The sequence below is a fragment of the Pseudoruegeria sp. HB172150 genome, from assembly GCF_013184805.1.
Taxonomy (GTDB): domain Bacteria; phylum Pseudomonadota; class Alphaproteobacteria; order Rhodobacterales; family Rhodobacteraceae; genus Psychromarinibacter.
Window position 1 is genome coordinate 214,867 of the sequence record NZ_JAATNG010000007.1, and the last position, 25,563, is coordinate 240,429.

The 25,563-nt window shown below is 65.0% G+C and carries 28 protein-coding genes; 13 read left to right on the plus strand and 15 right to left on the minus strand.

The annotated features are described in order from the left end of the window. The first annotated feature begins 28 nt into the window (after positions 1–28). Positions 29–1,147 (plus strand): anhydro-N-acetylmuramic acid kinase, encoded by a 1,119-nt coding sequence (locus tag HCO70_RS22945; RefSeq protein ID WP_172300233.1) that lies wholly within the window; start codon positions 29–31, stop codon positions 1,145–1,147. Between the two features lies 1 nt (position 1,148). Here the strand turns inward: HCO70_RS22945 and HCO70_RS22950 are convergent, their stop codons facing one another. After that, positions 1,149–3,248 carry a lytic transglycosylase domain-containing protein gene (locus HCO70_RS22950; RefSeq protein WP_172300234.1) on the minus strand — a complete coding sequence of 700 codons (2,100 nt, stop codon included), beginning with the start codon at positions 3,246–3,248 and terminating at the stop codon, positions 1,149–1,151. Between the two features lie 160 nt (positions 3,249–3,408). Between HCO70_RS22950 and dapA the strand changes: the two genes are divergently transcribed. After that, complete coding sequence (gene dapA, locus HCO70_RS22955; protein WP_172300235.1) at positions 3,409–4,284, plus strand: 4-hydroxy-tetrahydrodipicolinate synthase; 876 nt, start codon at positions 3,409–3,411, stop codon at positions 4,282–4,284. 12 nt (positions 4,285–4,296) lie between these two features. Here dapA and HCO70_RS22960 read toward each other — a convergent pair whose 3' ends face one another. Next, the gene (locus tag HCO70_RS22960) at positions 4,297–4,761 is read right to left on the minus strand and encodes a two pore domain potassium channel family protein (protein ID WP_172300236.1); all 465 of its coding nucleotides are present in this window, start codon (positions 4,759–4,761) and stop codon (positions 4,297–4,299) included. A gap of 87 nt (positions 4,762–4,848) precedes the next feature. Between HCO70_RS22960 and smpB the strand changes: the two genes are divergently transcribed. The 4 genes from smpB to HCO70_RS22980 are packed head-to-tail and all read left to right on the plus strand — an operon-like array spanning position 4,849 to position 8,075. Continuing rightward, entirely contained in the window at positions 4,849–5,325 is a 477-nt protein-coding gene (gene smpB / locus HCO70_RS22965; protein WP_172300237.1) for an SsrA-binding protein SmpB, read from the plus strand. Between the two features lie 4 nt (positions 5,326–5,329). Continuing rightward, positions 5,330–5,974 carry a glutathione S-transferase family protein gene (locus tag HCO70_RS22970; RefSeq protein WP_172300238.1) on the plus strand — a complete coding sequence of 215 codons (645 nt, stop codon included), beginning with the start codon at positions 5,330–5,332 and terminating at the stop codon, positions 5,972–5,974. A gap of 57 nt (positions 5,975–6,031) precedes the next feature. Then, positions 6,032–6,886 carry a 3-mercaptopyruvate sulfurtransferase gene (gene sseA, locus HCO70_RS22975; protein WP_172300239.1) on the plus strand — a complete coding sequence of 285 codons (855 nt, stop codon included), beginning with the start codon at positions 6,032–6,034 and terminating at the stop codon, positions 6,884–6,886. A 4-nt stretch (positions 6,887–6,890) separates the two neighbouring features. Next, complete coding sequence (locus HCO70_RS22980) at positions 6,891–8,075, plus strand: amino acid aminotransferase (protein ID WP_172300240.1); 1,185 nt, start codon at positions 6,891–6,893, stop codon at positions 8,073–8,075. Between the two features lie 201 nt (positions 8,076–8,276). On the opposite strand, the gene HCO70_RS22985 is transcribed toward HCO70_RS22980, so the two are convergent. Next, on the minus strand, positions 8,277–9,611 hold the full coding sequence (locus HCO70_RS22985) for an ammonium transporter (protein WP_172300241.1): 1,335 nt from the start codon (positions 9,609–9,611) through the stop codon (positions 8,277–8,279). Positions 9,612–9,646: 35 nt separating this feature from the next. After that, positions 9,647–9,985, minus strand: coding sequence for a P-II family nitrogen regulator (locus HCO70_RS22990; protein ID WP_172300242.1), 339 nt, complete (start codon positions 9,983–9,985; stop codon positions 9,647–9,649). 265 nt (positions 9,986–10,250) lie between these two features. Between HCO70_RS22990 and HCO70_RS22995 the strand changes: the two genes are divergently transcribed. From HCO70_RS22995 to HCO70_RS23005, 3 genes are all read left to right on the plus strand, one after another. Beyond that, entirely contained in the window at positions 10,251–12,491 is a 2,241-nt protein-coding gene (locus HCO70_RS22995; RefSeq protein ID WP_172300243.1) for a transglycosylase domain-containing protein, read from the plus strand. A gap of 83 nt (positions 12,492–12,574) precedes the next feature. Further along, positions 12,575–12,784, plus strand: coding sequence for a twin transmembrane helix small protein (locus tag HCO70_RS23000; RefSeq protein WP_172300244.1), 210 nt, complete (start codon positions 12,575–12,577; stop codon positions 12,782–12,784). Then, positions 12,784–13,356, plus strand: a complete 573-nt coding sequence (locus tag HCO70_RS23005) for a cob(I)yrinic acid a,c-diamide adenosyltransferase (protein ID WP_172300245.1) — start codon at positions 12,784–12,786, stop codon at positions 13,354–13,356. The genes HCO70_RS23000 and HCO70_RS23005 overlap by 1 nt, the downstream gene beginning before the upstream one ends. 93 nt (positions 13,357–13,449) lie before the next feature. Here HCO70_RS23005 and HCO70_RS23010 read toward each other — a convergent pair whose 3' ends face one another. After that, complete coding sequence (locus HCO70_RS23010; RefSeq protein ID WP_172300246.1) at positions 13,450–13,815, minus strand: VOC family protein; 366 nt, start codon at positions 13,813–13,815, stop codon at positions 13,450–13,452. Between the two features lie 61 nt (positions 13,816–13,876). Further along, positions 13,877–14,356 carry a GyrI-like domain-containing protein gene (locus HCO70_RS23015; protein WP_172300247.1) on the minus strand — a complete coding sequence of 160 codons (480 nt, stop codon included), beginning with the start codon at positions 14,354–14,356 and terminating at the stop codon, positions 13,877–13,879. 214 nt (positions 14,357–14,570) lie between these two features. Between HCO70_RS23015 and HCO70_RS23020 the strand changes: the two genes are divergently transcribed. Then, positions 14,571–15,332, plus strand: coding sequence for an electron transfer flavoprotein subunit beta/FixA family protein (locus HCO70_RS23020; RefSeq protein WP_172300248.1), 762 nt, complete (start codon positions 14,571–14,573; stop codon positions 15,330–15,332). Further along, the gene (locus tag HCO70_RS23025) at positions 15,332–16,258 is read left to right on the plus strand and encodes an electron transfer flavoprotein subunit alpha/FixB family protein (RefSeq protein WP_172300249.1); all 927 of its coding nucleotides are present in this window, start codon (positions 15,332–15,334) and stop codon (positions 16,256–16,258) included. Before HCO70_RS23020 ends, HCO70_RS23025 begins: the two co-directional genes overlap by 1 nt. A gap of 189 nt (positions 16,259–16,447) precedes the next feature. Here the strand turns inward: HCO70_RS23025 and idi are convergent, their stop codons facing one another. Then, complete coding sequence (gene idi / locus HCO70_RS23030; RefSeq protein ID WP_172300250.1) at positions 16,448–16,969, minus strand: isopentenyl-diphosphate Delta-isomerase; 522 nt, start codon at positions 16,967–16,969, stop codon at positions 16,448–16,450. Between the two features lie 222 nt (positions 16,970–17,191). On the opposite strand from idi, the gene HCO70_RS23035 reads away from it, so the two are divergent. Further along, a complete protein-coding gene (locus tag HCO70_RS23035; RefSeq protein ID WP_172300251.1) occupies positions 17,192–17,656 on the plus strand; it encodes a cytochrome c family protein in 465 nt (154 codons plus the stop codon). A gap of 7 nt (positions 17,657–17,663) precedes the next feature. On the opposite strand, the gene HCO70_RS23040 is transcribed toward HCO70_RS23035, so the two are convergent. Further along, entirely contained in the window at positions 17,664–18,491 is an 828-nt protein-coding gene (locus tag HCO70_RS23040; RefSeq protein ID WP_172300252.1) for a DUF6473 family protein, read from the minus strand. A 161-nt stretch (positions 18,492–18,652) separates the two neighbouring features. Here HCO70_RS23040 and HCO70_RS23045 point away from each other — a divergent pair, with 161 nt between their 5' ends. Next, a complete protein-coding gene (locus HCO70_RS23045) occupies positions 18,653–19,528 on the plus strand; it encodes a 3-hydroxybutyryl-CoA dehydrogenase (protein ID WP_172300253.1) in 876 nt (291 codons plus the stop codon). 316 nt (positions 19,529–19,844) lie between these two features. On the opposite strand, the gene HCO70_RS23050 is transcribed toward HCO70_RS23045, so the two are convergent. From HCO70_RS23050 to HCO70_RS23080, 7 genes are read right to left on the minus strand one after another with little or no spacing between them, the layout of a single operon-like run. Next, on the minus strand, positions 19,845–20,744 hold the full coding sequence (locus HCO70_RS23050; protein ID WP_172300316.1) for a lysophospholipid acyltransferase family protein: 900 nt from the start codon (positions 20,742–20,744) through the stop codon (positions 19,845–19,847). Positions 20,745–20,804: 60 nt separating this feature from the next. After that, positions 20,805–21,083, minus strand: coding sequence for an HPr family phosphocarrier protein (locus HCO70_RS23055; RefSeq protein ID WP_172300254.1), 279 nt, complete (start codon positions 21,081–21,083; stop codon positions 20,805–20,807). A 14-nt stretch (positions 21,084–21,097) separates the two neighbouring features. After that, a complete protein-coding gene (locus HCO70_RS23060) occupies positions 21,098–21,484 on the minus strand; it encodes a PTS fructose transporter subunit IIA (RefSeq protein ID WP_172300255.1) in 387 nt (128 codons plus the stop codon). Between the two features lies 1 nt (position 21,485). Then, positions 21,486–22,400, minus strand: a complete 915-nt coding sequence (gene rapZ, locus HCO70_RS23065; protein WP_172300256.1) for an RNase adapter RapZ — start codon at positions 22,398–22,400, stop codon at positions 21,486–21,488. Then, complete coding sequence (locus HCO70_RS23070) at positions 22,397–22,810, minus strand: HPr kinase/phosphorylase (RefSeq protein WP_172300257.1); 414 nt, start codon at positions 22,808–22,810, stop codon at positions 22,397–22,399. The genes rapZ and HCO70_RS23070 overlap by 4 nt, the downstream gene beginning before the upstream one ends. Positions 22,811–22,870: 60 nt before the next feature. After that, complete coding sequence (locus tag HCO70_RS23075) at positions 22,871–24,601, minus strand: sensor histidine kinase (RefSeq protein ID WP_172300258.1); 1,731 nt, start codon at positions 24,599–24,601, stop codon at positions 22,871–22,873. Beyond that, a complete protein-coding gene (locus HCO70_RS23080; RefSeq protein ID WP_172300259.1) occupies positions 24,601–25,302 on the minus strand; it encodes a response regulator transcription factor in 702 nt (233 codons plus the stop codon). The genes HCO70_RS23075 and HCO70_RS23080 overlap by 1 nt, the downstream gene beginning before the upstream one ends. Between the last annotated feature and the right edge of the window lie 261 nt (positions 25,303–25,563).

Here is a 25,563-nt window from a genome sequence, read left to right on the forward strand (position 1 = left end):
GTACGCGCGCGAGGGACGAAGGAAAAGGATGAAGATAACCGGACCGGTCTGGGCCCTGGGAACCATGTCTGGCACCTCGCTGGACGGGGTCGACGCCGCGATGGTGCTGACCGACGGGCACCGGATCCACGACTTCGGCGAAACCGCCTACCGGCCCTATTCCGAGGCCGAGCGCGCGGTGATCCGCGCCGCCCTCGGCCGTTGGCCCGGGGATGACGCGGTCGAGGAAGCAGCCGAGGTGGTAGAGAACGCCCATGCCGAACTCATGGCGCAGTTCCCGGACGCGCAGCTCGCCGGCTTCCACGGCCAGACGCTCGCCCATGACCCCGGCGGGCACGGAACGCATCAGGCCGGCAACGGTGCGCTGCTGGCCGAGGTCCTGAGCATTCCCGTGGTCTGGGATTTCCGCAGCTCAGATGTGCAGCTCGGCGGTGAGGGCGCGCCGCTCGCGCCGTTCTACCACTTTGCCTGCGCCCGCCACATCGGCGCGACCGAGCCGTTGGCCTTCCTCAATCTCGGTGGCGTCGGCAACCTGACCTGGATCGACCCGTCACAGCCCGGCCCGGACACACAGAGCGCTCTCCTCGCCTTCGACACCGGCCCCGCCAACGCACCGCTGAACGATCTGATGCGCATCCGGCTCGGCAAGGATCGTGACGACAGCGGCGCGCTCGCCTCTTCCGGCATCCCGGTGAAGGAAGTCATCAGCCGGTTCCTCGACCATCCCTATTTCCACCGCATCCCGCCGAAATCGCTGGACCGCGACGATTTCCGCAGCCTCTCCGATCAGGTTTCCGGGCTGTCCGACATCGACGCCGCCGCCACGCTCGCCGCCTGCACCGTCGCCGCTGTGATCCGGGGAATGGAGCATTGCCCGTCGCCGCCGGCCCGCCTGCTGGTTACCGGCGGCGGACGCCATAACGCGGCGATGATGAACGGCCTGGCCGATACGCTGCCCTGCCCGGTCGAGCCCGTCGAGGCGGCAGGTCTCGACGGCGACATGCTGGAGGCGCAGGCCTTCGCCCATCTCGCCACCCGAGTTGCCTCCGGTCTGCCGACCACATGCCCCGGCACCACGGGCGTCGCCGCGCCGGTCGGTGGCGGCCGGATCAGTTATCCGCAGGGGATGGCGGCGCTAAGGCAATAGCCTAGCGACCGCCCAGCTCCGCCAGCAGCCGGATCGGCTGCACCTCTCCGGTCAACCGCGCCCGATAGATCGGCAGGCTCTCGGTCACCCGCATCACGTAGGTCTGGGTCTCGTTGAACGGGATATGCTCGATCCAGTCCACCGGGTCGGTGCCGGAATAGCGCGGGTCGCCGAACAGGTTGATCCAGGATCGCGCCCGGCTCGGCCCGGCATTGTACCCAACCGCGACCAGCACGTAGTTCTTGCCGAACTCCTCGATCAGCTCTTCCAGATAGGCGCTGCCCAGCGTCGTGTTGTAGACCGGATCCGTGGTCAGCTTGGCGGGCGTGTAGCTCAGCCCGGCCCGCGCCGACATCTGCTTCGCCGTGCCCGGCATAAGCTGCATCAGCCCGCGCGCACCGACGGGGCTCACCGCGCCGATGTTGAACTCGCTCTCGCGCCGCGCGATCGACAACGCCAGAGCTTCTTCGACATTGATCTTCCCGCCCAGCCCGGCCAGCGGGTAATAGGCACGCGGCGCCACCACGCCCTCGCTCGCCGCCTGCTTCGCGACGCGCACCGCGATATAGGGATCGCCCAGCGACAGCGCGAAGTCGGTCAGCTGCACCAGCTCGTCCTGCGGCGTGATTTCGGCCAGGTGCGACAGGAAACGGATCGTCTCCCACTGCTCCCCCGCGCCGAAGAACAGCCGCGCGGCCTGAAAGACAGAGGATTTAGTGAACCCCGCCTCGCGCCAGTCCGGCGCCGGGTCGCGCCCGGTCAGCGACGGGTCCATCGGCAGGCCCGCCTTTTCCGCCGACAGCAGCCCGTAAAAGCTGGTCTGGTGCGCACCGCCCTTGTGATAGGCTTCCTGCGCAGCTTCGTCATTGCCCAGCGCCGACAGCGCCCGGCCTTCCCAGTAGTAGCCGCGGCCCAGGCTGATCGGGGTAGAGACCGCTTCGGTGAACTTCTTGAAGTGGCTCAGCGCCAGTTCCGCGTCCTTCAGGTAGCGCAGCGCCAGATAACCAGACAGCCATTCCAGGTCGGCATAATCGAACCCGTCCGTCGTCGCCGGCATGAAATGCCTGCTCGCCAGCTGATAGGCCCGCTTCGCATTGCCGCCGCGCATCTCCTGCCGCGCCAGCACCCGCCGCCAGTACGCCCATTCCTCCGGCCGGCCCAGCGCCTCGGCGCTGGTGCTCTGTTCGATCATCAGGTCGCCCGCGGAATCGCGCCGGCCCTTTTCGATCCGCCAGATCGCCCGGTCATAGGCCAGCCCGCCGTCGTTCCGCAGCGAGGCGGGCACCTTCTCGATCAGCGCGTCGACCCCGGCATCCTCGCGCTGCAGCGCGACGCGGGCCTCGGCCAGCGCCTTGTGGCCGGGATCGACCCGCGCCATCGCGCGCAGCGTGCCATTGCGGTCCTTGCGCCATAGCAGCATATCCAGCCGCTCGGCATGGTGGCCCTTCAGGTGACTGCCGAAGGCTGCGACCAGCGCCTCCTCCTCGACAGCGCTCATCTCCAGCTCCAGCCAGGCGCGCAGCGCCTCGGCATTCGCCTTCTCCGCCTGCCCCGACGCCGAATAGGCTTGAGCCAGCCGCAGCGCGCCACGCCCGGTCTGCGGCGGTTCCGGCTCGAAGTAACCGATGACATCCGCCGCCGCGGCGCCGGCCGGGATCTCACCTTCGCCCCTCAGCCGAAGATACTTCAGACCCGGCCAGTCGCCATTTCGCGCCAGGAACGCCCGGTAATCCGCGAAATTGCCCTTACCGGCCCGCAGCCGCTGCCACTCGATGATATCCGCCGTCACCCGGCCGCCTGCCGCCGCGGTACGCGCCGCCAGCTCCCAGTCGCCTCCGGACGCCGCCGCCAGCGCCAGCCGCAACTCCTGCCCGCTCATCAGGTCGGTCGGTCGCGGCGCCGGCAACCTGTTCATCACGGCCACGGCAAGGTCGGAAACCGCGGCTTCTTCCAGTTCCGCAGCCACGCCGCCTTCGGCGTCTACTGTCGCCTCGGCCACGCTTCTCGTCTCCGGCCGCGGCAAGGGCCGCATGTCCGGCTGAGCTACAACCGCCGGCGCGTAGAGCGCCAGCGCAATCACACACACCGCGATTCCGCGCATTCCTGCCTCTGTCCACACTTGACGCATCCCGACCCACAGGGTAGCGGGCGGCGGCCCGGACGAAAACACACAAACTTGGCAACAACGCACCGTTTGGCTAGGGTCCGCCAAATTTCCGCACCGTCACGGTGCCACCCGCGAACAGTAAAAGGAGCGCATCATGATCAAGGGTTCACTTCCTGCCCTGGTGACGCCGTTCAAGAACGGCGAGCTGGATCTCGATACGCTCAAACGCCTGGTGGAGTGGCATATCGAACAGGGCAGCAATGGCCTCGTCCCCGTCGGCACCACCGGCGAAAGCCCGACGCTGACGCACCGGGAACACGAAACGGTGGTGGAAGAGGTGGTCAAGGCTGTCGACGGCCGCATCCCGGTGATTGCCGGTGCGGGCTCGAACAACACCGCCGAGACCATCCGCCTGATGCGCCACGCCGAATCCGTCGGTGCCGATGCCGCGCTCGTCGTCACGCCCTATTACAACAAGCCGACCCAGGCGGGGCTGATCGCGCATTTCACCGCCGCGCATGACTGCTGCGACCTGCCGATCATCATCTACAACATCCCGCCGCGCTCGGTCGTCGACATGACGCCCGAAACGATGGGAGAGCTGGCCAAGCTGCCGCGCATCATCGGCGTCAAGGACGCCACCGGCGACCTCGCCCGCGTCTCGATGCAGCGGATCACCTGCGGCGCCGACTTCATCCAGCTCTCGGGCGAAGACCCGACCGCCCACGGCTTCAACGCCCAGGGCGGCACCGGCTGCATCTCGGTCACCGCCAACGTCGCGCCCAAGCTCTGCTCCGAACTGCAGCAGGCCTGCGCCGCCGGCGACTACGCCACCGCGCTGACCATCCAGGACCGGCTGATGCCGCTTCACAAGGCGATCTTCACCGAGCCCGGCCTCTGCGGTGCCAAGTACGGCATGTCAGTGCTCGGCCTCTGCTCGGACGAGGTTCGCTCGCCCCTGATCACGCTGACCGAGCCGACCAAGGCCAAGGTCCGCGACGCGATGGTCCATGCCGGTCTGATCAACTGAAGCGTTGGCGGGTCAGTCCTTGCTGGCCCGCCGCTTCGCCCGGAACGCCCGGATCTCCAGCTGCAGCGCCCGCACCCGCCGCATCACATCGACGAAGGTCGCCGACAGCAGGCCGACCATGAACAGCCCGTTGATCGCCATCATCCCGGACAGCACGTTCCACTCCTCCGGCAGCACGATGTCGCCGAAGCCGAGCGTCGTGAAGGCGACCATCGAAAAGTAAAGCGCCTCTTCCAGAGTCTCGAAAAGACCCAGGAATTTCAATAGCGTGGCCCAGGCCCAGCAGGCCGCCACCATCAGACTGGTCAGCCACAGGACCGAGGTCGCCACCAGCAGCACCACCCGAACCGTCCGCGGATCGTCGTGCACATGCTGCTCTTCGCGCTCGAAGATCGATTCAACAATCGGAAACGCCGCAAGCCCCAGCAGCGTCGTGAACATCGTCAGGGCGCCGCCTATCAGTATCTGCACGAACATGCAGCGATCATCCCGAAGACGCGCGCGCCGTCAATCCCCGCGCAATCACTGGACTCGAAGCCTGCAAGCCCCTAAATCCACGCCGTTATGGCCAAGAATGACGAAAACAGGAACTACAAGGTCGTCGCCGAGAACCGGCGCGCGCGGTTCGACTATGCCATCGAGGAGGATCTCGAGGTCGGTATCGTGCTGGAAGGGTCCGAGGTGAAGTCGCTGCGCGAGGGTCAGGCCAACATCGCCGAAAGCTACGCGGCGGTGGAGGATGGCGAACTTTGGCTGGTGAACAGCTACATCGCCCCCTACGCGCAGGCCAAGACCTTCGGGCATGACGAACGCCGCCGCCGCAAGCTGCTGGTGAACCGCAAGGAACTCGCCAACCTCTGGTCCGAGACCCAGCGCAAGGGGATGACCCTCGTGCCGCTGGTGCTCTACTTCAACCATCGCGGCATGGCGAAGATGAAGATCGGCATCGCCAAGGGCAAGAAGGTCGCCGACAAGCGCGAGACCTCCGCCAAACGCGACTGGAACCGCCAGAAGGCGCGGCTTCTGAAAGAGCACGGGTAGGGCGATGGCCGTCCGGATCACCGGTTATGGCCCCTCCGTCTACACCTGGATCGCGCGCCTCGCCCTGACCTGGCGCGGCGTGCCATTCGACTACACCGAGGCCGACCCATTCGCAGATCCCCCGCCCGAGATGCTTCTCGCCCTGCATCCCTTCGGCCGCGTCCCCGTGCTGCAGCATGACGGTTTCATCCTCTACGAGACCCGCGCAATCCTGCATTACATCGCCCGCGCCTTCCCCGGCCCGCCGCTGATCCCCGACGATCCTCAAGCTGCGGCCCGCATGGAACAGATCATCGGCATCACCGACGCCTATGCCTACTGGCCGCTGGTCCGGCAGGTCTATTCCCAGGCGGTCTTCGCCCCCGCCCATGGTCGCGAACCGGACCCCGCCATCATCGCTCAGGGTCTCGCCGCAGCCACCCGCGTCCTCTCGGCTCTCGAACCGCTCGCCGACCGCGACGGTCCCAACCTCCTCGGCGCAGATCCCACCCTCGCCGACCTCCACCTCACCCCCATCCTCGACTATTTCGCGCAGGCCGCCGAAGGCGCCAACGCCCTCGCCGCCTGCCCGAACCTCCACCGCTTCCTTGCCCACTGGCACGCGCAGCCGGTCTTCCGGCAAACCCGCCCGCTCCTCCTACCCGGCTAGGCTTGCACCGCCGCCAGCCCGGCTGTAGCAAGACGCCACACCGCCAAGGGGACCGGTATGGCCAAGGACGACCCGAAAACGCTTGTTTCCACCGACTGGCTGGCCGCGCATCTGAACGATCCCGACCTGCGGATCTTCGATGCCTCCTGGTATCTGCCGGATATGGGCCGCGACGGCCGCGCCGAATACGAACGCGGCCACATCCCCGGCGCGCGCTACTTCGACATCGACGATGTTTCCGACGCGCGTTCCACGCTTCCCCACATGGCTCCGCCGCCAGAAAAATTCGTCTCCCGCATGCGTGCGATGGGCGTGGGCGATGGCCATCAGGTGGTAGTCTACGACGGCGCCGGCATGTTTTCCGCCCCGCGCGTCTGGTGGCTCTTCCGCTACATGGGCAAGACAGACATCGCCGTGCTCGACGGCGGCTACGCAAAATGGACGGCAGAGGGCCGCCCGACCGATGATATGCCGCCAATCATGCGCGACCGGCACATCACCGTCTCGGTGCAGAACCACCTGATCCGCGACGTGACCCAGGTCGCCCACGCCTCGAAGCTCCGGGATCACGAGATCCTCGACGCACGCGGCCCGGCCCGATTTCGCGGCGATGCGCCCGAACCGCGCGAGGGCCTGCGTTTGGGTCACATCCCGGGCTCGAAGAACGTTCATTATGCCACGCTTCTGAACGAAGACGGCACGATGAAGGATCCCGACGCCCTGCGGGCCGCCTTCGATGCCGCCGGCGTGGATCTGTCGAAACCCGTGATCAGCTCCTGCGGCTCCGGCGTGACCGCCGCGATCATCGACCTTGCGCTGGAACGCATCGGCCATGACCGGCACTCGGTCTACGATGGCTCCTGGTCGGAATGGGGCATGTATGGCGACCTGAAGGTCGAAACCGGAGGTTAATCGGATGCTGCAAGATCTCACCCCCCAGCCCAAGGACAAGATCCTGATGCTGATGGAGATGTTCAAGGAAGACCCGCGCGAGCAGAAGGTCGACCTTGGCGTCGGGGTCTACAAGAACGCGCAGGGCGTCACGCCGGTCATGCGCGCGATCAAGACCGCCGAGGAACACCTCTGGGAAACCGAGACCACCAAGACCTATACCGGCCTCGCCGGTGATCCTGCCTTTACCGGTGGCATGCGCGACCTTGTGCTGGATGGCGTGGTCCCGGCCGACCGAGTCGCCGCGGCGGCCACGCCCGGCGGCACCGGCGCCGTGCATCAGGCATTCGACCTCGTGCGCATGGCCTCTCCCGAGGCCCGCATCTGGGTGTCGGATCCGACCTGGCCGAACCACCTGTCGATCCTGAAACACCTCGACATCCCGTTCAGCGCCTATCGCTACTTCGACAACGAAACCCGCGCCGTCGACTTCGAGGGCATGCTCGCTGACCTGAAAACCGTGAACGCCGGCGACGTCGTGCTGCTGCACGGCTGCTGCCACAACCCCACCGGCGCGAACCTGACTCTGCCGCAGTGGAAAGAGGTCGCCCAGATCCTGAACGAGCGTGGCGCGATCCCGATGATCGACATCGCCTACCAGGGTTTCGGCGACGGGATCGAAGCGGATGCCGCCGGCACCCGCCACATCGTCTCGACCTGCCCCGAGGCGATGATCGCCGCTTCCTGTTCCAAGAACTTCGGAATCTACCGCGAGCGCACCGGTGTCCTGATGGCGATTCAGCCCGACGCCTCCAAGACCGCCACCGCACAGGGAACGCTTAACCACCTGAACCGGCAGAACTTTTCCTTCCCGCCGGATCATGGTGCGCGGCTGGTCTCGATGATCCTCGCCGATGACGCGCTAAAGGCCGACTGGATGGCGGAACTGGAAGAGATGCGCAAAAGCATGCTCGCCAACCGCGAGGCGCTGGCCGCCGAACTGCGCCGCCTCACCGGCTCCGACCGCTTCGGCTTCATCGCCCAGCACCGCGGCATGTTCAGCCGGATCGGCGCGACGCCGGAACAGGTGGTCGAGATGCGCGAGAAGCACGGCATCTACATGGTCGGCGACAGCCGCATGAACATCGCCGGGCTGAACGATGAAAGCATCAGGGTTCTGGCCAAGGCGATCGCCGACGTCGGCGTCTGACGCCGCCCCGTTACCAGAAAGCTCAAGGCGCCCCTCGGGGCGCCTTTTTCGTTCCGACAGCCCGGTACCGCTGCGGCGCCTGAAGAATTTCATGCCTCCGGCGGGGATATTTCAAACCAGAAGAAGCAGGCGGATCCGCGCATGAAAAAGCCCGGGCGCGAACGCCCGGGCCAGTTTGTCTCGGACTGACAGGAAGGGAAATCAGCCCTTGGAGAATTCCGGGTAACTCTCCATGCCCAGTTCGGCCATGTCGAGACCGGTGATCTCGGCTTCCTCGCTGACGCGGATCCCCATGATGGCCTTCAGGATGAACCAGACCACGGCGGAGACCACGAAGGTGAAGATGCCGACCACGACGATCGAGTAGAGCTGCGTGCCGAAGGACGCGTCGCTGTTGGTGATCGGAACCGCGATGGTGCCCCAGATGCCGGCGCAGAGGTGCACCGGGATGGCGCCCACGACGTCGTCGATCTTCAGCTTGTCCAGCAGCGGCACCACGAAGACCACGATCACGCCGCCGACGGCACCGATCAGCGTGGCCGCGCCCAGCGACGGGGTCAGCGGTTCGGCGGTGATCGACACCAGGCCGGCCAGGGCGCCGTTCAGCACCATGGTCAGGTCCGGCTTCTTGTACATGATCTGGGTCAGGATCAGCGCGGCCAGCGCACCACCCGCGGCAGCGGTGTTGGTGTTGGCGAAGATCCGGCTGATGTCGGCGACGTTGCCTGCGGTGTCCATGTAGAGCTGCGAACCGCCGTTGAAGCCGAACCAGCCCAGCCACAGGATGAACGTGCCCAGCGTGGCCAGCGGCAGGTTGGCGCCCGGCATCACGTTGACCTTGCCGTCCTTGTACTTGCCAAGGCGCGGGCCGAGGATCAGCGCACCGGCCAGAGCGGCCCAGCCACCGACAGAGTGCACGACGGTCGAACCGGCGAAGTCGAGGAAGCCGCCAGCATCAAGGAAACCGCCGCCCCATTTCCAGGACGCCTGGATCGGGTAGATCAGGGCGGTCAGGATGACGCAGAAGATCAGGAACGGCCACAGCTTGATCCGCTCGGCCAGCGTGCCCGACACGATCGAACAGGTCGTCGCGCAGAACATGAGCTGGAAGTAGAAGTCCGAGCCGACAGAGGCATAGGTCAGGTCGGTTTCGGTATCGGCCAGACCCACCGGCTCCAGCGAGGTGATCGCGAAGGCGCCAAGAACGCCGTCGATCGACCAGCCGTCACCCGGGTACATCAGGTTGTAGCCGATCAGGTAGTACATGACCGCCGCGATCGCGAAGAGCGAGACGTTCTTGATCAGCTGCATGGTGGTGTTCTTCTGGCGCACCAGGCCGGCCTCGAGCATGGTAAAGCCCGCGGCCATCCACATCACCAGAAAGCCGGTGACGAGGAACATGAAGGTGGTGAAGATATAGCCGATGTCTTGCATCGGCGGCGTTTCTTCCACTGCCTCGGCAGCTTCTTGCGCCAGCCCCATCACCGGCAACAGCGCGACGGCTGCGGCGACAGGCAGAATGCGGGAGAATTTCATTTCGTTGCGTCCTCTCTTCATCTCTCTGCGCCGCCTTACAGCGCGTCCTCATTCGTCTCGCCCGTGCGCACGCGAACCGCGGACTGCAGGTCGAGGACAAAGATTTTGCCGTCGCCGATCTTGTCGGTCTTTGCCGTGGTCTGGATGGTTTCGACCACCTGGTCGGCCATCGAGGCCGGCACCGCGATTTCCAGCTTCACCTTCGGCACGAAGTTCACCGCATATTCCGCACCGCGATAGATCTCGGTGTGGCCGGACTGCGATCCGAAGCCCTTGATTTCCGTAACCATCATGCCGCGCACGCCGATGGCGGTCAGGGCTTCCCGGACCTCCTCCAGCTTGAACGGCTTGATTGCTGCAATGATGAGTTTCACGTCTTCACCCTTCCGATTGACAGGTCGCCCCTGCGGGATTCCACGCCGCACAGAAAGCGCGCGCTGACCCCGGGTGACAATGATGTGAAGGTCAATTTACGATCTATTAGGACATCGAATTGCACAATTTTTGCACAGTTTGGTGTTTCTGATTAAAAAATGTGCAGGTCAAAAAGATGCCACATTCAAACGGTCCTGTCTCCACATTCGCGCCCGCAGCGTTTATCCTGACCAAAACCAAAGGCATCGAGTAGCAGACCCTTACATGAGCGGGAACGGACCAAAGCGGCCGCCCCTTGTAGCCGATAAACGGCCCAAGGCGTCCGGCAAGCCGAAGACGTCGAAAAAGCCGTCGCCCTCAAAGGCGCGGGGCAAGTCCAGTGGCGGACGCCGGGGCCGGCGTCGCACGGCGCCGCGGCGTCGGCGCGGAATACTGGGATTTTTCGGCGCGATCTTTGCGTTTTTCTTCCGGCTGTTCTTCCGGCTGTTCCTGGCCGGAACCGCCGCGGTGGTGCTGATCCTCGGGATCTCGACCTACTATTTCAATTCCCAGCTTCCGCCGCTCGAGGATCTGCTCGACGGCCGGTCGCGCGGCTCCGTCACCATGCTCGACCGCAATGGCGAGGTCTTTGCCTGGCGCGGCGAGCAGTTCGGCGGCTACATCACCGCCGACACGGTCTCGCCGCATCTGAAGAACGCCGTCGTCGCCACCGAGGACAAACGCTTCTACCGCCATTTCGGGATCAGCCCGCGCGGCATCGCCTCGGCGATGCGGATCAACCTGCGCGAGGGCCGCGGACCGCTTTCGGGCCACGGCGGCTCCACCATCACCCAGCAGGTGGCGAAACTGCTCTGCCTCGGCGTGCCCTACGACAAGGAAGTGTGGAAGACCCAGGCCGATTACGAGGCCGACTGCCGCCGCACCACGGTCTGGCGCAAATTGCAGGAGATGCCGTTCTCCTTCGCGATGGAGACGAAATACACCAAGGACGAAATCCTTTCGATCTATCTCAACCGCGCCTATCTCGGCGCCGGCGCCTATGGCTTCGAGGCCGCCGCCCAACGCTATTTCGGCAAATCCGCCGCCGAGGTGAACGCGCCCGAGGCGGCGATGCTCGCCGGGCTCCTGACCGCACCGTCCTATTACGCTCCGACCGCCGATCTGGCGCGGGCGCAGAACCGCGCGAACGTGGTGCTGGGCCTGATGCACGAGCAGGGCTATCTCACCGATCAGGAGTTCGCCCATGCCGAAGGCGCGCCGGCCGAGCTGTCGCAGGCCGCAGAGGCCAGCGCCGGAGGCTATTTCGCAGACTGGATCATGGATTCCGGCCCGGGATTCCTGACCCGGGAGACGACCGAGGACGTGATCATCCGCACCACCTTCGACCAGCGCATCCAGGAGGCGGCCGAATCCGGGCTGAACGCCGTTCTCGATGCCAAGCTCAAGGAAGGCTCCAAGGCCCAGGCGGCGGTGGTGATCATGTCCGCCGATGGCGCCGTCCGCGCCATGGTCGGCGGACGTCAGTTCAAGGGCATCGCCGGTCAGTTCAACCGGGCCATCATGGCCAAGCGACAGACCGGTTCGGCCTTCAAGCCCTTCGTCTACGCGACCGCGCTGGAACTCGGCTACCGTTACGACGACACCATTCTCGACGGGCCGTTGACCATCAACGTCCCCGGCTCCGGCCCGTGGTCGCCGCGTAACTACACCCGCGAATTCTATGGCGAGGTGACCCTGACCGAGGCGCTCGCGCGTTCACTCAACACCGCCACAGTGCGCCTGTCCGAGGCCGTTGGCCGCGAGAATGTGCGCCACGTTGCAGAGGATTTCGGCATCGTCTCGGACCTCGCCGTCGGTCCGGCGCTGGCGCTCGGCACTTCCGAGGTCACGCTCCTGGAAATGACAGGCGCCTATGCCGGCATTCTGAACGGCGGCTCCTCTGTGAAACCCTACGGCCTCATCGACCTCCGCCTGATGGGTGACGACGCGCCGCTGATGGACCAGGCCGGCGGCATGGGCGAGCGGGTGATCTCCGAAGACGCAGCGCGCCAGCTCGTCTACATGATGACCAAGGTCATCGAGTACGGCTCCGGCGGGCGCGCGAAACAGCCCGGCCGCGAGGCGGCGGGCAAGACCGGCACCACCCAGGCATCCCGAGATGCCTGGTTCATGGGCTTCACCGCCGATTACGTCGCCGGCGTGTGGATGGGCTATGACGACAACACGCCGCTGGCCGGCGTCACCGGCGGCGGCCTGCCCGCCGAAATCTGGGGCGAGGTGATGACCCGCGTTCACGAGGGCCTGCCGGCCAAGCCGCTGCCAATGATCGACCCGAACACCTTCCCGCCGCGAAATCCGCCGCCCAACACCGTCGACAACGGCTTTGGCAATCGCGGCGGCGGCGGTTTCGGCAGTGGCCCCCTGACCACGCCGGATCGCGGCGGCACCGCCGACCGCATCATCCTCGACGTGCTCGATTCGATCTTCGGCATGCCGAACCGCTAAAGCCTCTGCGCCAAAATGCCGGTTTGGTTTTCCCGCCGCACCGGCTACATGCTCCCCAAGCCGGGCAACAAAGGACCGAACCCATGTGGCAGGATCCCCTCTTCGTCGTCATCGTCATCGCGGTGCTGCTGGTTCTGGTGATCCTGATGGTCGGCATTGGCAGCTTCGCCAAGGGCGGAGCGTTCCACAAGAAACACGCCAACCGCATCATGCGCTACCGCATCGCGGCGCAGGCGGTGGCGGTGCTGCTGGTCCTGCTCTTCGTCGCGGTGCGCCGGATGGGAGGGAACTGATGGTCGTTCTGTCCAAGATATACACCCGCACCGGCGACGGCGGCGACACCGCCCTGGGCGACGGCACCCGCGTGCCCAAGCATTCCGCCCGCGTCGCCGCCTATGGCACCGTGGACGAGTTGAACGCGACGCTGGGCCTCGCCCGGCTTCATGCGGACGGAGACCTCGACGCACAGCTCTCGCGCATCCAGAACGACCTCTTTGACCTCGGCGCCGATCTCTGCCGCCCGGGCATGGAAAAGGATGCCGAGGCGGAATACCCGCCGCTCCGCATCATCGACGCACAGGTCACGCGGCTGGAACAGGAAATCGATGCGATGAACACGCGGCTGGAACCGCTGCGCAGCTTCATCCTGCCAGCAGGCACCGCCCTGTCGGCGCATCTGCACATCTGCCGCACCGTCGCCCGCCGGGCGGAACGCGGCGCCGTGGAACTCGCCGGACTGGAACCGGTGAACCCCGCCGCGGTCAAGTACCTCAACCGCCTGTCGGACTGGTTCTTCGTCGCCGCCCGCATCGCCAACGACGACGGCAAAGCCGACGTGCTTTGGGTTCCAGGCGCGAATCGCTGATCGTCAGATCGGCGGCGAAACCATGGGCTTCGGCGACTGGAAGCGCAAACCGCTGATCCGCAAGTCAGCGGCGAAACCTGGGACCATGGCCCCTTAGCCCGCAACCGGCTCCCACAGCTCGATCGGCGTGCCTTCCGGGTCGTGGATATGGGCGAACCTGCCGATCCCCTCCATCACCGCCTCGTTGGTCACTTCGATCCCCGCGCCGCGCAGCTGCGCCAGCATCGCGTCCATGTCGCGCACCCGGAAATTCAGCATGAACGACTTGTCGGCCGAAAAGTAATCCGTGTCGGCCCTGAACGGGGCGAACACGGTCGGCCCGCCTTCCGCCATCCATGGCAGCGTGCCCGCATCCGTAGGCACCGGCGAAATCCCGAGATGGTCGTGATACCACTTCGCCAGTGCGTCTGGGTCCTTCGCCCGAAAGAAGAACCCGCCAAATCCCTCGATCCTCTGCATCCTGTCCTCCCGTCATGAACTCCAACACGCCGGCGCGTACCCGTGCGCCAGACCACCGCGCCTACGGTACCCGTTCCACCGGAAACCAGATCTCCAGACCGCCTTCGCCTGTTTCCGGGTCGAACTCGCGCCCGTACAGCTCGAACTGCGGTCCCTGACCCAGTGAATAGCCCGATTGCTCGTCGACCCACTCGCTGAAAAACCATGCCCATGTTTCGCCAAGCTCAGAGATATGCCCCCGATGCTCCACCACGGCATAGCGCCCCGGCGGCAGTGTCACCTCTGCCATGCCCTCCGGCAATTCCCAATCCGCGGGCACTTCCGCCCCGGCGAGATAGTGAAACCGCATACCTTCCTCGAACATGTAGCACACGCCGTACCAGTCGGTCGGATACGGCTCGCCGTACATCGCCGGGTCCAGCATCTCCCATTGCGCCGGAATCTCGCGCCGGCTCTCCGCGTCGTATCCCACCGCGCTCCCCGCGATCCGCCGCGGCTCGCGCAGCTCCATGATCCTCGGCTCCGGCCGCATCTCCGTCATTCCGCATGCTCCTGTTCCAGATGGCGAATCGCCGGGCAGCCGCGCCGCCCGGTTAGCGCTCACCTTCTGATCTAGCACCGCGAAACCCGGCGTCCAAACGCCGGAACAGGTCGGATTTGCCCTGTTTCCCGGCTCTAGGACCGGATAACACATGGCGGGAAATCGAAACCGCGCCTGCGGTTAGGGAGGCGCAGATGACATCGAAAGGATCGCCATGAAGGTACTCGTACCGGTCAAGCGTGTGATCGACTACAACGTGAAGGTTCGCGTGAAGGCGGACGGGACGGGGGTTGATCTTGCCAATGTGAAAATGTCGATGAACCCGTTCGACGAGATCGCCGTGGAAGAGGCGATCCGTCTGAAGGAAGCGGGCAAGGCGGAAGAGGTCGTGGCGGTTTCGATCGGCGTCAAGCAGGCGCAGGAAACGCTCAGGACCGCTCTGGCGATGGGCGCCGACCGGGCGATCCTCGTTGTGGCCGCCGACGACGTGCATCAGGACATCGAACCGCTGGCGGTCGCCAAGATCCTGAAGGGCATCATCGACGAGGAACAGCCGGGTCTGGTCCTCGCCGGCAAGCAGGCAATCGACAACGACATGAACGCCACCGGCCAGATGCTCTCGGCGCTCCTTGGCTGGTCTCAGGCCACTTTCGCCTCGAAGGTCGAGATCGAAGGCGACAGCGCCAATGTCACCCGCGAGGTCGACGGCGGTCTGCAGACGATCAAGGTGAAGATGCCTGCCATCGTCACCGTAGACCTGCGCCTGAACGAGCCGCGCTATGCCTCGCTGCCGAACATCATGAAGGCCAAGAAGAAGCCGCTCGATGAAAAGACGCCCGCCGATTACGGCGTCGACGTCGCGCCGCGGCTGGAGATCGTGAAGACAGAGGAACCGGCGGCACGCAAGGCCGGGGTCATGGTCGGCTCGGTCGAAGAGCTGATCGCGAAACTGAAAGACGAAGCGGGGGTTCTCTGATGGCTGTTCTTCTTCTGGGCGAAGTCAACAACGGCGAACTGTCGCTGGACGCCACCGCCAAGGCCGTGACTGCGGCAAAGACTCTGGGCGATGTCACCGTGCTCTGCGCCGGTGCCCATGCCGCCGCCGCAGGTGAAGCCGCCGCCAAGATCGACGGCGTGGCCAAGGTTCTGGTCGCCGAGGATGCCTCGCTGGGCCACCGCCTCGCCGAATCCACCGCCGCGCTGATCGTGTCGCTGGCCGGCGATTACGACCACATCGTCGCGCCCGCCACGACCGATGCGAAGAACGTGATGCCGCGCGTCGCGGCGCTGCTCGACGTGATGATCCTGTCGGATGTCTCCGGCGTGATCGATGCCGACACCTTCGAACGCCCGATCTACGCGGGCAACGCGATCCAGACGGTGAAGTCCTCGGATCCGAAGAAGGTGGTGACGATCCGCACCTCGACCTTCGAGGCGGCGGGCGAACAGGGCGCCGCACCGGTGGAGACGATCTCCGCCGCCGACAACCCGGGCCTCAGTGAATGGGTCGAGGACAAGGTCGCCGAGAGCGACCGCCCCGAGCTGACCTCGGCGGGCATCGTCGTCTCCGGCGGCCGTGGCGTGGGCTCGGAAGAGGACTTCGCACTGATCGAGAAGCTGGCCGACAAGCTCGGCGCCGCCGTCGGCGCGTCGCGGGCGGCGGTCGACTCCGGCTACGCCCCGAACGACTGGCAGGTCGGCCAGACCGGCAAGGTGGTCGCCCCCGAGCTCTACGTCGCCGTCGGCATCTCCGGCGCGATCCAGCACCTCGCGGGGATGAAGGACTCGAAGGTGATCGTCGCGATCAACAAGGACGAGGAAGCGCCGATCTTCCAGGTCGCCGATTACGGCCTCGTCGCAGACCTCTTCACCGCCGTGCCGGAACTCATCGAAAAGCTCTGAGTGGGGCGCGCGGCCCGTAAGGACCGTGTCCAAGGTATGCACTGATCAAGTCCGCCGGTTTCGGCGGACTTTTTCCTGCCCGGCGCCGCGTGCTTTTCAGTGTCCAGCCGCGATGAGCCATCCCTGCCGCCGGTGTCACCCGGATTAGTGGCGTTCCCCGAGGAATTTTCGACCGGGGGAATCAGAGGATCACATATTTCCCAGAATCTGGCCCGAATGCTCAGCCAGATATATGCGCAGCCAGGGTGTGAACCGTTCCGGTTCGGCGGCAATCTCCGCTTCAAGCTCGGGCAGACCAACCCACCGGGTTTCCATCACTTCCTGCGGTTTCGGCACCACCTGAAGGTCCGGCCCGGCGGCGCATAGATAGACCTGCACCACTTCGTCCTCGACCATCCCGTTGCCGACATCGGCGCGATACCGCACCTCGCCCCGGTACTCCGGCCGCAGTCCTGTAATCCCAAGTTCCTGCTCAAGCCGCCGCACCGCGCAATCCGCATCCGCCTCGCCCCAACGCGGATGCGTGCAGCACGTATTCGCCCACAGCCCCGGCGTATGGTACTTCTCCAGGCTCCGCCGCTGAATCAATGTTCTGCCATCCGCCACCACGAAGACCGACACCGCCTTGTGGCGCAGACCCTCGCGGTGCGCCGCCACCTTTTCCGCCGGAACCAGTTCGCCGTTGACCCAGGCCGGGATCATCTCCTGCATGCGCCGGCAGATAGGCCATCCCGCGCGCCCGCGCCAGCCCCGGATAAATCGACGCAGGTACGCCCCATCGGTCGCGGAACCGGTTGCAACCGCAGCCCAAAAAGACAAACTGGCCCCGCGCGCGAGTTGACCATGTTCCGCTCTGCCGGCGCCGGGCGGCCCGATCAGCAACGCCCCCGACCGCGCCCGCAAGAGCCCGATAGCGAAATGCGAGGGGAGCCCATGAAACGCCTAGCCATCACCAGCCTGACCGCCGCCACACTGGCCCTGCCGGCCGCCGCACAGGATCTGTCCGAAGCGGCCGCCTATGCCGCCGACGAATTCCGCCAGTGCGCCACCTGCCACGTGATCGTCGATGACGACGGCAACACGATCGCCGGCAAGCGGTCAAAGACCGGCCCGAACCTTTACTGCGCCTTCGGCCGCGCCGCCGGCACCTACCCGGATTTCCGCTATGGCAAGGATCTCGTCGCCGCGGGCGAGGCCGGGCTGGTCTGGGACGAGGAACACCTGATCTCCTACCTTCAGGACCCGCGTGCCTTCCTGCAGGAATACCTCGACGATTCCGGCGCCCGGTCGAAAATGACCTTCAAGGTCCGCAAGGACGGCGACATGGCACCCGAAGACGTCGCTGCAGCCTTTGCCGCCTATCTCAAGGAAACCTGCCCGACTGCCGCCACCAACTGACGGCGTCTCAGGCCAGGGTCTTCAGCACCGGCGCCAGCGCCTCGGCGATGCGCCGGTGCACCACCGGCCCCAGCATTTCCTCGGCCGCGGCCTGCTCGGCCTCGTGGAACACCATCTCGTCCAGCCCCTGCACCCGCTCGCCCGGATCGGCGACAACCTCGACCACCCGCGCCACGGCGCCCTTCATCTCGTCCAGCATCGCGCGATCCACGAAAAGCGGGTCGGTGGCGTCAGGATCGTGGTCCGCCTCCGCCGCCGGCGCGTGATCCGACAGGTACAGCAGCGCCACCTTCCCCTCGATCTGCGACAGAAGCAGCCGCATCCGCGCGGTCCAGGCTTCCTTCAGCTCCCGTTCCAGCATGTTGAATTTTTCCGGCGAGATCTCCGCCAGGCGATGCAGCAGGTGCCGGGTGAAACTGAACTCGGTGAAATCCACCTCCGGATAGATCTTTTCCAGCAGCGGCGAGGCACGAAGGAACCGGTCGTTGCGCCGCGGATGCACGGCATAGAACCGGTTCGACATGTTATGCGCGCCCATCGCCTGGATCACCGTCACGCGCGCCTTGCTGCAGATATCGGTCAGCGCCTTGTCGTTGGCATAGGCGTCGATCCCCGCGTTGATGCAGCCCAGGTTCACCGAGCGGATTCCGGTCTCCACCTCGACCAGCGCCGGATAGGGCGCGACTATGAACTTTCCATAGGTCTCGGTACCGCCCAGAAAGGCAATGTATTCGCCCTCCAGCCGGCGCCGCGGCCCGCGGAACAGCTGTTTGGAGTTACCGTACCGGCACTGGAAATAGTCCAGTTCCGTCTTTTCCAGAGTCGAGAAATTCATTCCACCCGCTCGCGTATCTGACCACCCGAAGTGCAGATTCGCACAAACACCTTGCCAAGCACCTAAACCCCGCATTTGTCGCGAATTGTCGCCACCATTCGCCCTTGCAACCGCAGCAGGGCGGGGCCTATGGTCGCGCGCGAAAACCGAAGGGGCAGCGCATGGAGATCAAGAGAATCGGCGTCGTCGGCGCAGGCCAGATGGGCAACGGCATCGCCCATGTGATGGCGCTCGCGGGCTACGAGGTGCTCCTCAACGACATCAGCGAAGAAGCTTTGTCCCACGCGCTGGCGCAGGTCACCAAGAACCTCGACCGGCAGGTTTCTCGCGAAAAGATATCCGAAGAAGACAAGAAGGCCAGCCTCGCCCGCATCGGCACCACGCTGACCCTCACCGATCTCGGCAAGACCGATCTGGTGATCGAGGCCGCGACGGAACGCGAGACGGTGAAACAGGCGATCTTCGAGGATCTGGTGCCGCACCTGCAGCCGCACACGATCCTGACCTCGAACACATCCTCGATCTCGATCACCCGGCTCGCCAGCCGCACCGACCGGCCCGAAAAGTTCATGGGCTTCCACTTCATGAACCCGGTCCCGGTGATGCAGCTCGTCGAACTGATCCGCGGCATCGCCACCGACGAACCGACCTACAAGGCCTGTCTCGCCGTCGTCGAATCCATCGGAAAGACCGCCGCCTCGGCCGAGGATTTCCCGGCCTTCATCGTCAACCGCATCCTGATCCCGATGATCAACGAGGCGGTCTATACACTCTACGAGGGCGTCGGTTCGGTGCAGTCCATCGACCAGTCGATGCGGCTGGGCGCCAACCATCCGATGGGTCCGCTGGAACTGGCCGATTTCATCGGGCTCGACACCTGCCTCGCGATCATGAACGTGCTGCATGACGGTCTTGCCGACACCAAGTACCGGCCCTGCCCGCTGCTGGTGAAATATGTCGAGGCCGGCTGGCTCGGCCGCAAGACGCAGCGCGGCTTCTACGATTACCGCGGCGATACCCCCGTCCCGACCCGCTGATCCCGCCAGGACCGATCCGCTTCGGAACCGCCGTCGCCTGAGACCAAGCGGACAGGCGCCGGTGCGGCGATCAAGAAGAGTCGCCGAGGGGCCCCGCCTGCGGGGATGCGGCTATTCTTCTTGAGTGGCGTGCCGGAGGCTGTCAGCACAGGCGAAGGTGATGGCGGAACCGAAGCGCGCATCCGCTTTGGTGAGCCAGAAGCTGAATTTCTGATCTGAACGCCGCCCAGCAGCCCGGCAGAGCCGTCGCCTTTCCGCATGCCGGAACAGGAATGCGCGGCAGCGCCCTGCTGACCTCCGCCAGAGCGTTGTCGATCTAGGCCCGTTCCTTCAGCGATAGCGTGTGCTCGCGCAGCCAGGCCATGTAGGCGCGCGGGTCCTTGATCGGCTCTTCCCAGTCCTCTGGCCGGATCGGCTCGCCGATGACCGGCCGCTGTGGCTTCTTGCAGGCGGCGACGATCTCGTGCAGCAGCAATCCCTGCCGCACCGTCGCCGAAAGCTGGTTGGCGATCTGGTACTTGCGCGAGTTCGAACCCGGGAAGTAGACCGGCAGGATCGTCGCGCCGGAACGGCGGATCATCTTCGCGGTAAAGACGTTCCAGTCTTCCTCGACAACGGGGCCGAACATGGTCTGCGAATGCGCGACGACCCCCGACGGGAACAGCGTGATCGCGCCGCCCTCGGCCAGGTGCTGCATGGCTTCTGCCCGCATCTCGATGCCCTTGCTCTGGGCGTCCTCGTCATGCGGGAACGGCACAGATATCAGGAAGCTCGCGGCCATTTCGTCGATGCCGGTAAGGAAGGCGCGGACCAGTACCTTGTAGTCGGTGCGGGCGCGGCTGATCAGATGCGCCATCACCATCCCGTCGACCAGCCCGTGCGGATGGTTCGCCACCACCACCAGCGGGCCGGTGGCGGGGATCCGCGCGATCTCGTCCGGCGGCGTCTGCAGCTCGATCCGCATCACGTCCAGCGCATCGCCCCAGAAATCCTCGCGGGTATGCGGACCGCGGCGCTGGAACTCGCGCAGCATGCGGATGATCGTGATCTTGCCCGTTACCCATTCGAGCGCCCGGATAGAGAACGCCTTCATCGGGCTGTCGAAAGTGTTGGCGTAGGTCAGGCGGCGGCGGTCGTAGCCCTGGGCACCCGGCGGCTTCGCCGGATCCAGCCCCCGCTTGGCTCCTCCCGCGGCCCGCTCACGCCGCGCGCGCATCAGCGCCTGCCTTTGTGGGGTTGTGTCCGACAAGTCAAACTGTCTCCCCGGGGGTCCGGATTACATCTCTTCGCCGAACCGGTCGGCAACAAGGGCTTCCAGCGCATCAGCGAGCCTTTCGGCGTCCGCCCCGCTGGTCTCGATCTCAATAGAGGTTCCTTTCGAGGCTGCCAACATCAAAAGCCCCATGATGCTGTCGCCTGACGCGCTCATCCCGTCTTTCCAGACGGTTGCGCGGGCGTCATGTTCCTCGACGACTTCCACCAGTTTTGCCGAGGCGCGGGCGTGCAGGCCCTTTTCGTTCACGATCAGCAAGGTTCGTTTCGTCGCAGCGCTCATGAAGGACAGCTATCTCACGCAACATCGTAGCTGTCGATATATTTCCGCCCCGCCTTCAGCGCACCTTCGACGGCCTCGCCGATCTTCAGATGGCGGGATTTCGCCAGCTTGATCAGCATCGGCAGATTCGCACCGTACAGGATTTTCCGGTCTTGCGGTGTGCAGGCGCGCAGGGACAGGTTGCTCGGCGACCCGCCGAACATGTCGGTGACGACGACCACGCCGTCACCACTGTCGACACTGTCGGCGGCGGCGCAGATCTCGGTCTGTTTCAGGCTGCGGTCATGATCGGGCTCGATGGAGATCGCGCGGATTCCGTTCTGCCGCCCCACAACGTGTTCGACGGCACTTAGGTACTCGCGGGCAAGACCGCCATGTGCGACAATAACGATGCCGATCACGTCAAGATAACCCCGTGGAGGGCGGCGGCACGGAATGGGCGCGCCGTTCCAGTTCCCTGTGTCGTTTAGAAACCTGCCACCCCTGCTTTGCAAGGGTCTTGGCGAGCTTTTCGGTCAAAGTGACAGAGCGGTGTTGCCCCCCGGTACACCCGAACGCGATGGTCAGATGCGACTTACCCTCATCGCGATAGGCGGGAAGCAACATTTCAACCAGACCGGTAACGCGGTCGAAGTATTCCTCGAACAGCGGATCGCTCTCAATGTATTCGGCGACCGCGGCGTCGCGCCCGTCCAGCGGTCGCAGGTCGGGCTTCCAGTGCGGGTTTCTCAGGAACCGGCAGTCGAATACGTTGTCGGCCCCTTTCGGCACGCCGCGCTTGTAGGAAAAGCTCTGCACCGAAATCGCCAGCCGCGCGTCCGGGTCCGGATCGAACCAGCGCTGCAGTTCGTCGCGCAGCTCGTGCACGGTCAGCTCCGAGGTGTCGATCAGGAAATCCGCCTGGTTGCGCACCGGCTCCAGCAGCCGCACTTCCCGCTCGATCCCGGCCATCGGGGAATCCGATGGCGCCAGCGGGTGCCGCCGCCGCGTCTCGGAATAGCGCCGCGCCAGCACGTCGGCGCGGCAGTCCAGGAACAGAAGCTCCGCCCGCGGCCCCGGCCCGCTGCCATACTCGCGCACCAGCTCCATCAGCCCGTCGACGCTGAAATCCCGGTTCCGCACGTCAAGCCCCAGCGCCATTGGCCGGCCCACCGGCAGCCCGTCCAGCAGGCGCGGCAACAGCCGCATCGGCATGTTGTCGATGGCCTCGTAACCCAGATCCTCCAGCACGTTGATCGCGGTCGACCGCCCGGCGCCCGAAGGCCCGGTCACCAGCACCAGCCGGTGCGTCTGGGATATGCTCTGGATGTCGTTCATATCGTCGCCGATCCGGCTTTCAGATATACGAATATCGCTGAGGCGAAATGAACGCTCTCCACCTTGTGAAGCAAGGGGATCGTGCATCCCAGAATCCGTGTGTGGCGTTCGGGCGGCAGTCTCTCGGCTTCCGCCACGTCCATGTCGACCACCAGCGCCACCCGCGCCGGCGCCGCCGCCTCGACCGCGAGTATGCCGACACCCCGCGCCTCGATCCGGCCACGGATCGCCGGCGGGCAGGACGCCACCGGCCAGCCCTCGACCAGAGTCAGTTCCGTCTGGTCATCCGCCACCAGCCCCGCGCCCAGCGCGATCAGCTGCAGGGCCAGCGCCGACTTACCGGATCCGGACGCCCCCCGGATCAGCACCGCGCGGCCTTCTATCGCCACCGTGCTTGCATGGATCAGCATGGCGCCGCACTCAGCCGCATCGGGTCAGGCGGCGCGGCTGTCGGCGCGCCGTGCACCGCACTAGACCGGCAGGCCGACCACGAACCGCGCGCCCAGCGGGTCCGAGGTGACATCGGCATCGGTGGGCCGGATGTTCTCTGCCCAGACAACCCCGGAATGCGCCTCGACGATCTGCTTCGAGATCGCCAGGCCGAGGCCGGAGTTGTTGCCGAACTGGCCGGCGGGGCGTTCGGAATAGAACCGGTTGAAGATCTTGGTCAGAGCCGATTCCGGGATACCGGGCCCGGTATCCTCGACCACGATCAGAACCCGGTTGTCGCGGCGCCGCACCCAGACCCGGATCGCGTCGCCCTCGTCGCAAAACGAAATCGCGTTGGAGATCAGGTTGACGAAGACCTGCGCAAGCCGCGCTTCCAGCCCCTGGATCTCGATCGGTTCCGACGGCATGTCGGTGATGAACTCGATGCCCTTCTCGCGCGCCTCGTTGCCCAGATAGTCGGTCAGGTTGCGCAGCATCAGCAGCAGATCGAACTGCTCCTCGTCTTCCTTGACCAGCTCGCTGTCCAGCCGCGAGGCGTTGGAGATGTCGCTGACCAGCCGGTCGAGCCGCCGTACGTCGTGCTCGATCACCTCCAGCAGCCGCTCGCGCTGATCCTCGCGTTTCGCCACGCGAAGCGTCCCGATGGCGGACCGCAGCGATGCCAGCGGGTTCTTGATCTCGTGCGCCACATCCGCCGCGAACTGCTCGTTCGCATCGATACGCTCATACAGCGCGCCGACCATGCCGCGCAGGGCGGCCGAAAGCCGCCCGATCTCGTCCGGGCGTCCGCTCAGATCCGGGATGCGGATCCGCGCCGGGCTGCGTTTCTTCGAATTCCGGTCCTTCCCGATCTCCGCCGCGGCGGCCAGGTCGGACAGCGGGTTGGCGATGGTGGATGCCAGCACAAGGCTGAGGCCGATGGACACGAGAATTGCGATCACGAACATCTGCAGCACCTGTTCGCGTTCGGACCGCACCAGTTCGTCGATCTCGCCCGCGGCGCTGGAAATCGCGACGACACCCACCGTCTCGTCGCCCTGCTTGATCGGCGTCGCGACGGAAAAGATCGTGCCGCCGTCGCGATAGACGTCGCTTTCCACCATGGTCTCGCCGGCGACCGCACCGTCGACCAGATGCTGCAGCGTCTCCTCGATATCGACGTCAGAGATCGACGCATCCTTGCCGTTGATCAGGACAGACAGCGCCTCCCACCCCTTGCTGAGGGAGTCGGTCAGGATGGTAGAACCGTGGTCGGTGTCCATTTCGGGCAGACCGTCGACCGCATCGCGCAACTGCCCGACCGAGCTGCCCAGCAGATCGCCATCGGCATCGAAGACATAAGCCTCGACCCCCGGCGGCAGCCGCAGGCCCTGCAATGTCGCTTCGGCGTCGAAATCCGGCGGTCCTGCAGTGGGTCCGTCTGGCAGGCCATCCTCGAACACGTCGGCAATCAGGTGCGCTTCCGTCACCAGGCCGATCTCGCGCTGCAGAACCAGGTTGTCTCGGACCGGGTTCAGATACAGCACGCCAGCGACAAGCATCAGCATCGCCAGCAGGTTGAACGTGATGATCTTCCGCGCAAGCGGCGACCGGTTCATCGAGATGAACGATCGCCTGTTGCGGCGCTCGCGCACGTCGGCGCTCAGATCGGATTGCGGCTGAACCCAGTCCTCGCCAAGAACCAGATCGTTCAGGTCGTTATCCCGGGCCGGCGTCGAATCCTGCACGTCAAATCCCGACGTGTCGCGCATTATTCTTCGTTATAGCGGTACCCGATCCCATACAGGGTCTCGATTGCCGAGAACTCGTTGTCGACGGTCCGCATCTTCTTGCGCAGGCGCTTGATGTGGCTGTCGATGGTCCGGTCGTCGACATAGACCTGGTCGTCATAGGCTACGTCCATCAGCTGATCGCGCGACTTGACGAAGCCGGGCCGCTGGGCCAGCGCCTGCAGCAGCAGGAACTCGGTAACGGTCAGCGAAACGTCCTGGCCCTTCCAGGTCACCGCGTGGCGCAGCGGATCCATGGTCAGGTTGCCGCGCTGCATGACCTTGTTGGCTTCGGTATCGCCCTTCTCGCCGGTTTCGATCGCTTCCTGCCGGCGCAGCAGCGCGCGGATGCGTTCGACCAGCAGCCGCTGGCTGAATGGCTTCTTGACATAGTCGTCTGCGCCCATGCGCAGACCCAGCACCTCGTCGATCTCGTCGTCTTTCGAGGTCAGGAAGATCACCGGCATCGAAGTCTTCTGCCGGACCCTCTGCAGCAGGTCCATGCCGTCCATACGCGGCATCTTGATATCGAAGACGGCCATGTCGGGCATTCGTTTGTTGAATGCCTCCAATGCGGCCTGTCCGTCGTTATAAGTCTCCACCTCGAAACCTTCGGCCTCGAGAGTCATGGAAACGGACGTCAGGATATTCCTGTCGTCGTCTACCAGTGCAATCCTCGACATGAGAGGTTCCTCTGCTGCTCTAATCTAATTATCTGCCGTTTTCCGCATAGTCCTCAGTCAGTGGTTGCAAATCAACAAATAAGTGCGAATCAGTTGGCAGATAACCATGATCCGACCACGAAAATTCGTAATCAATTGCTAATATGTCTCACTCACCGGCATTGATCCGCCAACGCGACGGATGATTGCGCTAACCCGCGGATGGTTGCGCTAACTGTGCGGATGCGTCCTGTTCACTGTCAAAACAGGCATGTTATAGGC

What these genes read in the sequence shown, in the direction of transcription:
- HCO70_RS22945 (WP_172300233.1), top strand. Translation starts at nt 29, where the DNA reads ATGAAGATAACCGGACCGGTCTGGGCCCTGGGAACCATGTCTGGCACC.
- HCO70_RS22950 (WP_172300234.1), bottom strand. Translation starts at nt 3,248, where the DNA reads ATGCGCGGAATCGCGGTGTGTGTGATTGCGCTGGCGCTCTACGCGCCG.
- dapA (WP_172300235.1), top strand. Translation starts at nt 3,409, where the DNA reads ATGATCAAGGGTTCACTTCCTGCCCTGGTGACGCCGTTCAAGAACGGC.
- HCO70_RS22960 (WP_172300236.1), bottom strand. Translation starts at nt 4,761, where the DNA reads ATGTTCGTGCAGATACTGATAGGCGGCGCCCTGACGATGTTCACGACG.
- smpB (WP_172300237.1), top strand. Translation starts at nt 4,849, where the DNA reads ATGGCCAAGAATGACGAAAACAGGAACTACAAGGTCGTCGCCGAGAAC.
- HCO70_RS22970 (WP_172300238.1), top strand. Translation starts at nt 5,330, where the DNA reads ATGGCCGTCCGGATCACCGGTTATGGCCCCTCCGTCTACACCTGGATC.
- sseA (WP_172300239.1), top strand. Translation starts at nt 6,032, where the DNA reads ATGGCCAAGGACGACCCGAAAACGCTTGTTTCCACCGACTGGCTGGCC.
- HCO70_RS22980 (WP_172300240.1), top strand. Translation starts at nt 6,891, where the DNA reads ATGCTGCAAGATCTCACCCCCCAGCCCAAGGACAAGATCCTGATGCTG.
- HCO70_RS22985 (WP_172300241.1), bottom strand. Translation starts at nt 9,611, where the DNA reads ATGAAATTCTCCCGCATTCTGCCTGTCGCCGCAGCCGTCGCGCTGTTG.
- HCO70_RS22995 (WP_172300243.1), top strand. Translation starts at nt 10,251, where the DNA reads ATGAGCGGGAACGGACCAAAGCGGCCGCCCCTTGTAGCCGATAAACGG.
- HCO70_RS23000 (WP_172300244.1), top strand. Translation starts at nt 12,575, where the DNA reads ATGTGGCAGGATCCCCTCTTCGTCGTCATCGTCATCGCGGTGCTGCTG.
- HCO70_RS23005 (WP_172300245.1), top strand. Translation starts at nt 12,784, where the DNA reads ATGGTCGTTCTGTCCAAGATATACACCCGCACCGGCGACGGCGGCGAC.
- HCO70_RS23010 (WP_172300246.1), bottom strand. Translation starts at nt 13,815, where the DNA reads ATGCAGAGGATCGAGGGATTTGGCGGGTTCTTCTTTCGGGCGAAGGAC.
- HCO70_RS23015 (WP_172300247.1), bottom strand. Translation starts at nt 14,356, where the DNA reads ATGACGGAGATGCGGCCGGAGCCGAGGATCATGGAGCTGCGCGAGCCG.
- HCO70_RS23020 (WP_172300248.1), top strand. Translation starts at nt 14,571, where the DNA reads ATGAAGGTACTCGTACCGGTCAAGCGTGTGATCGACTACAACGTGAAG.
- HCO70_RS23025 (WP_172300249.1), top strand. Translation starts at nt 15,332, where the DNA reads ATGGCTGTTCTTCTTCTGGGCGAAGTCAACAACGGCGAACTGTCGCTG.
- idi (WP_172300250.1), bottom strand. Translation starts at nt 16,969, where the DNA reads ATGCAGGAGATGATCCCGGCCTGGGTCAACGGCGAACTGGTTCCGGCG.
- HCO70_RS23035 (WP_172300251.1), top strand. Translation starts at nt 17,192, where the DNA reads ATGAAACGCCTAGCCATCACCAGCCTGACCGCCGCCACACTGGCCCTG.
- HCO70_RS23040 (WP_172300252.1), bottom strand. Translation starts at nt 18,491, where the DNA reads ATGAATTTCTCGACTCTGGAAAAGACGGAACTGGACTATTTCCAGTGC.
- HCO70_RS23045 (WP_172300253.1), top strand. Translation starts at nt 18,653, where the DNA reads ATGGAGATCAAGAGAATCGGCGTCGTCGGCGCAGGCCAGATGGGCAAC.
- HCO70_RS23050 (WP_172300316.1), bottom strand. Translation starts at nt 20,744, where the DNA reads ATGCGCGCGCGGCGTGAGCGGGCCGCGGGAGGAGCCAAGCGGGGGCTG.
- HCO70_RS23055 (WP_172300254.1), bottom strand. Translation starts at nt 21,083, where the DNA reads ATGAGCGCTGCGACGAAACGAACCTTGCTGATCGTGAACGAAAAGGGC.
- rapZ (WP_172300256.1), bottom strand. Translation starts at nt 22,400, where the DNA reads ATGAACGACATCCAGAGCATATCCCAGACGCACCGGCTGGTGCTGGTG.
- HCO70_RS23070 (WP_172300257.1), bottom strand. Translation starts at nt 22,810, where the DNA reads ATGCTGATCCATGCAAGCACGGTGGCGATAGAAGGCCGCGCGGTGCTG.
- HCO70_RS23075 (WP_172300258.1), bottom strand. Translation starts at nt 24,601, where the DNA reads ATGCGCGACACGTCGGGATTTGACGTGCAGGATTCGACGCCGGCCCGG.
- HCO70_RS23080 (WP_172300259.1), bottom strand. Translation starts at nt 25,302, where the DNA reads ATGTCGAGGATTGCACTGGTAGACGACGACAGGAATATCCTGACGTCC.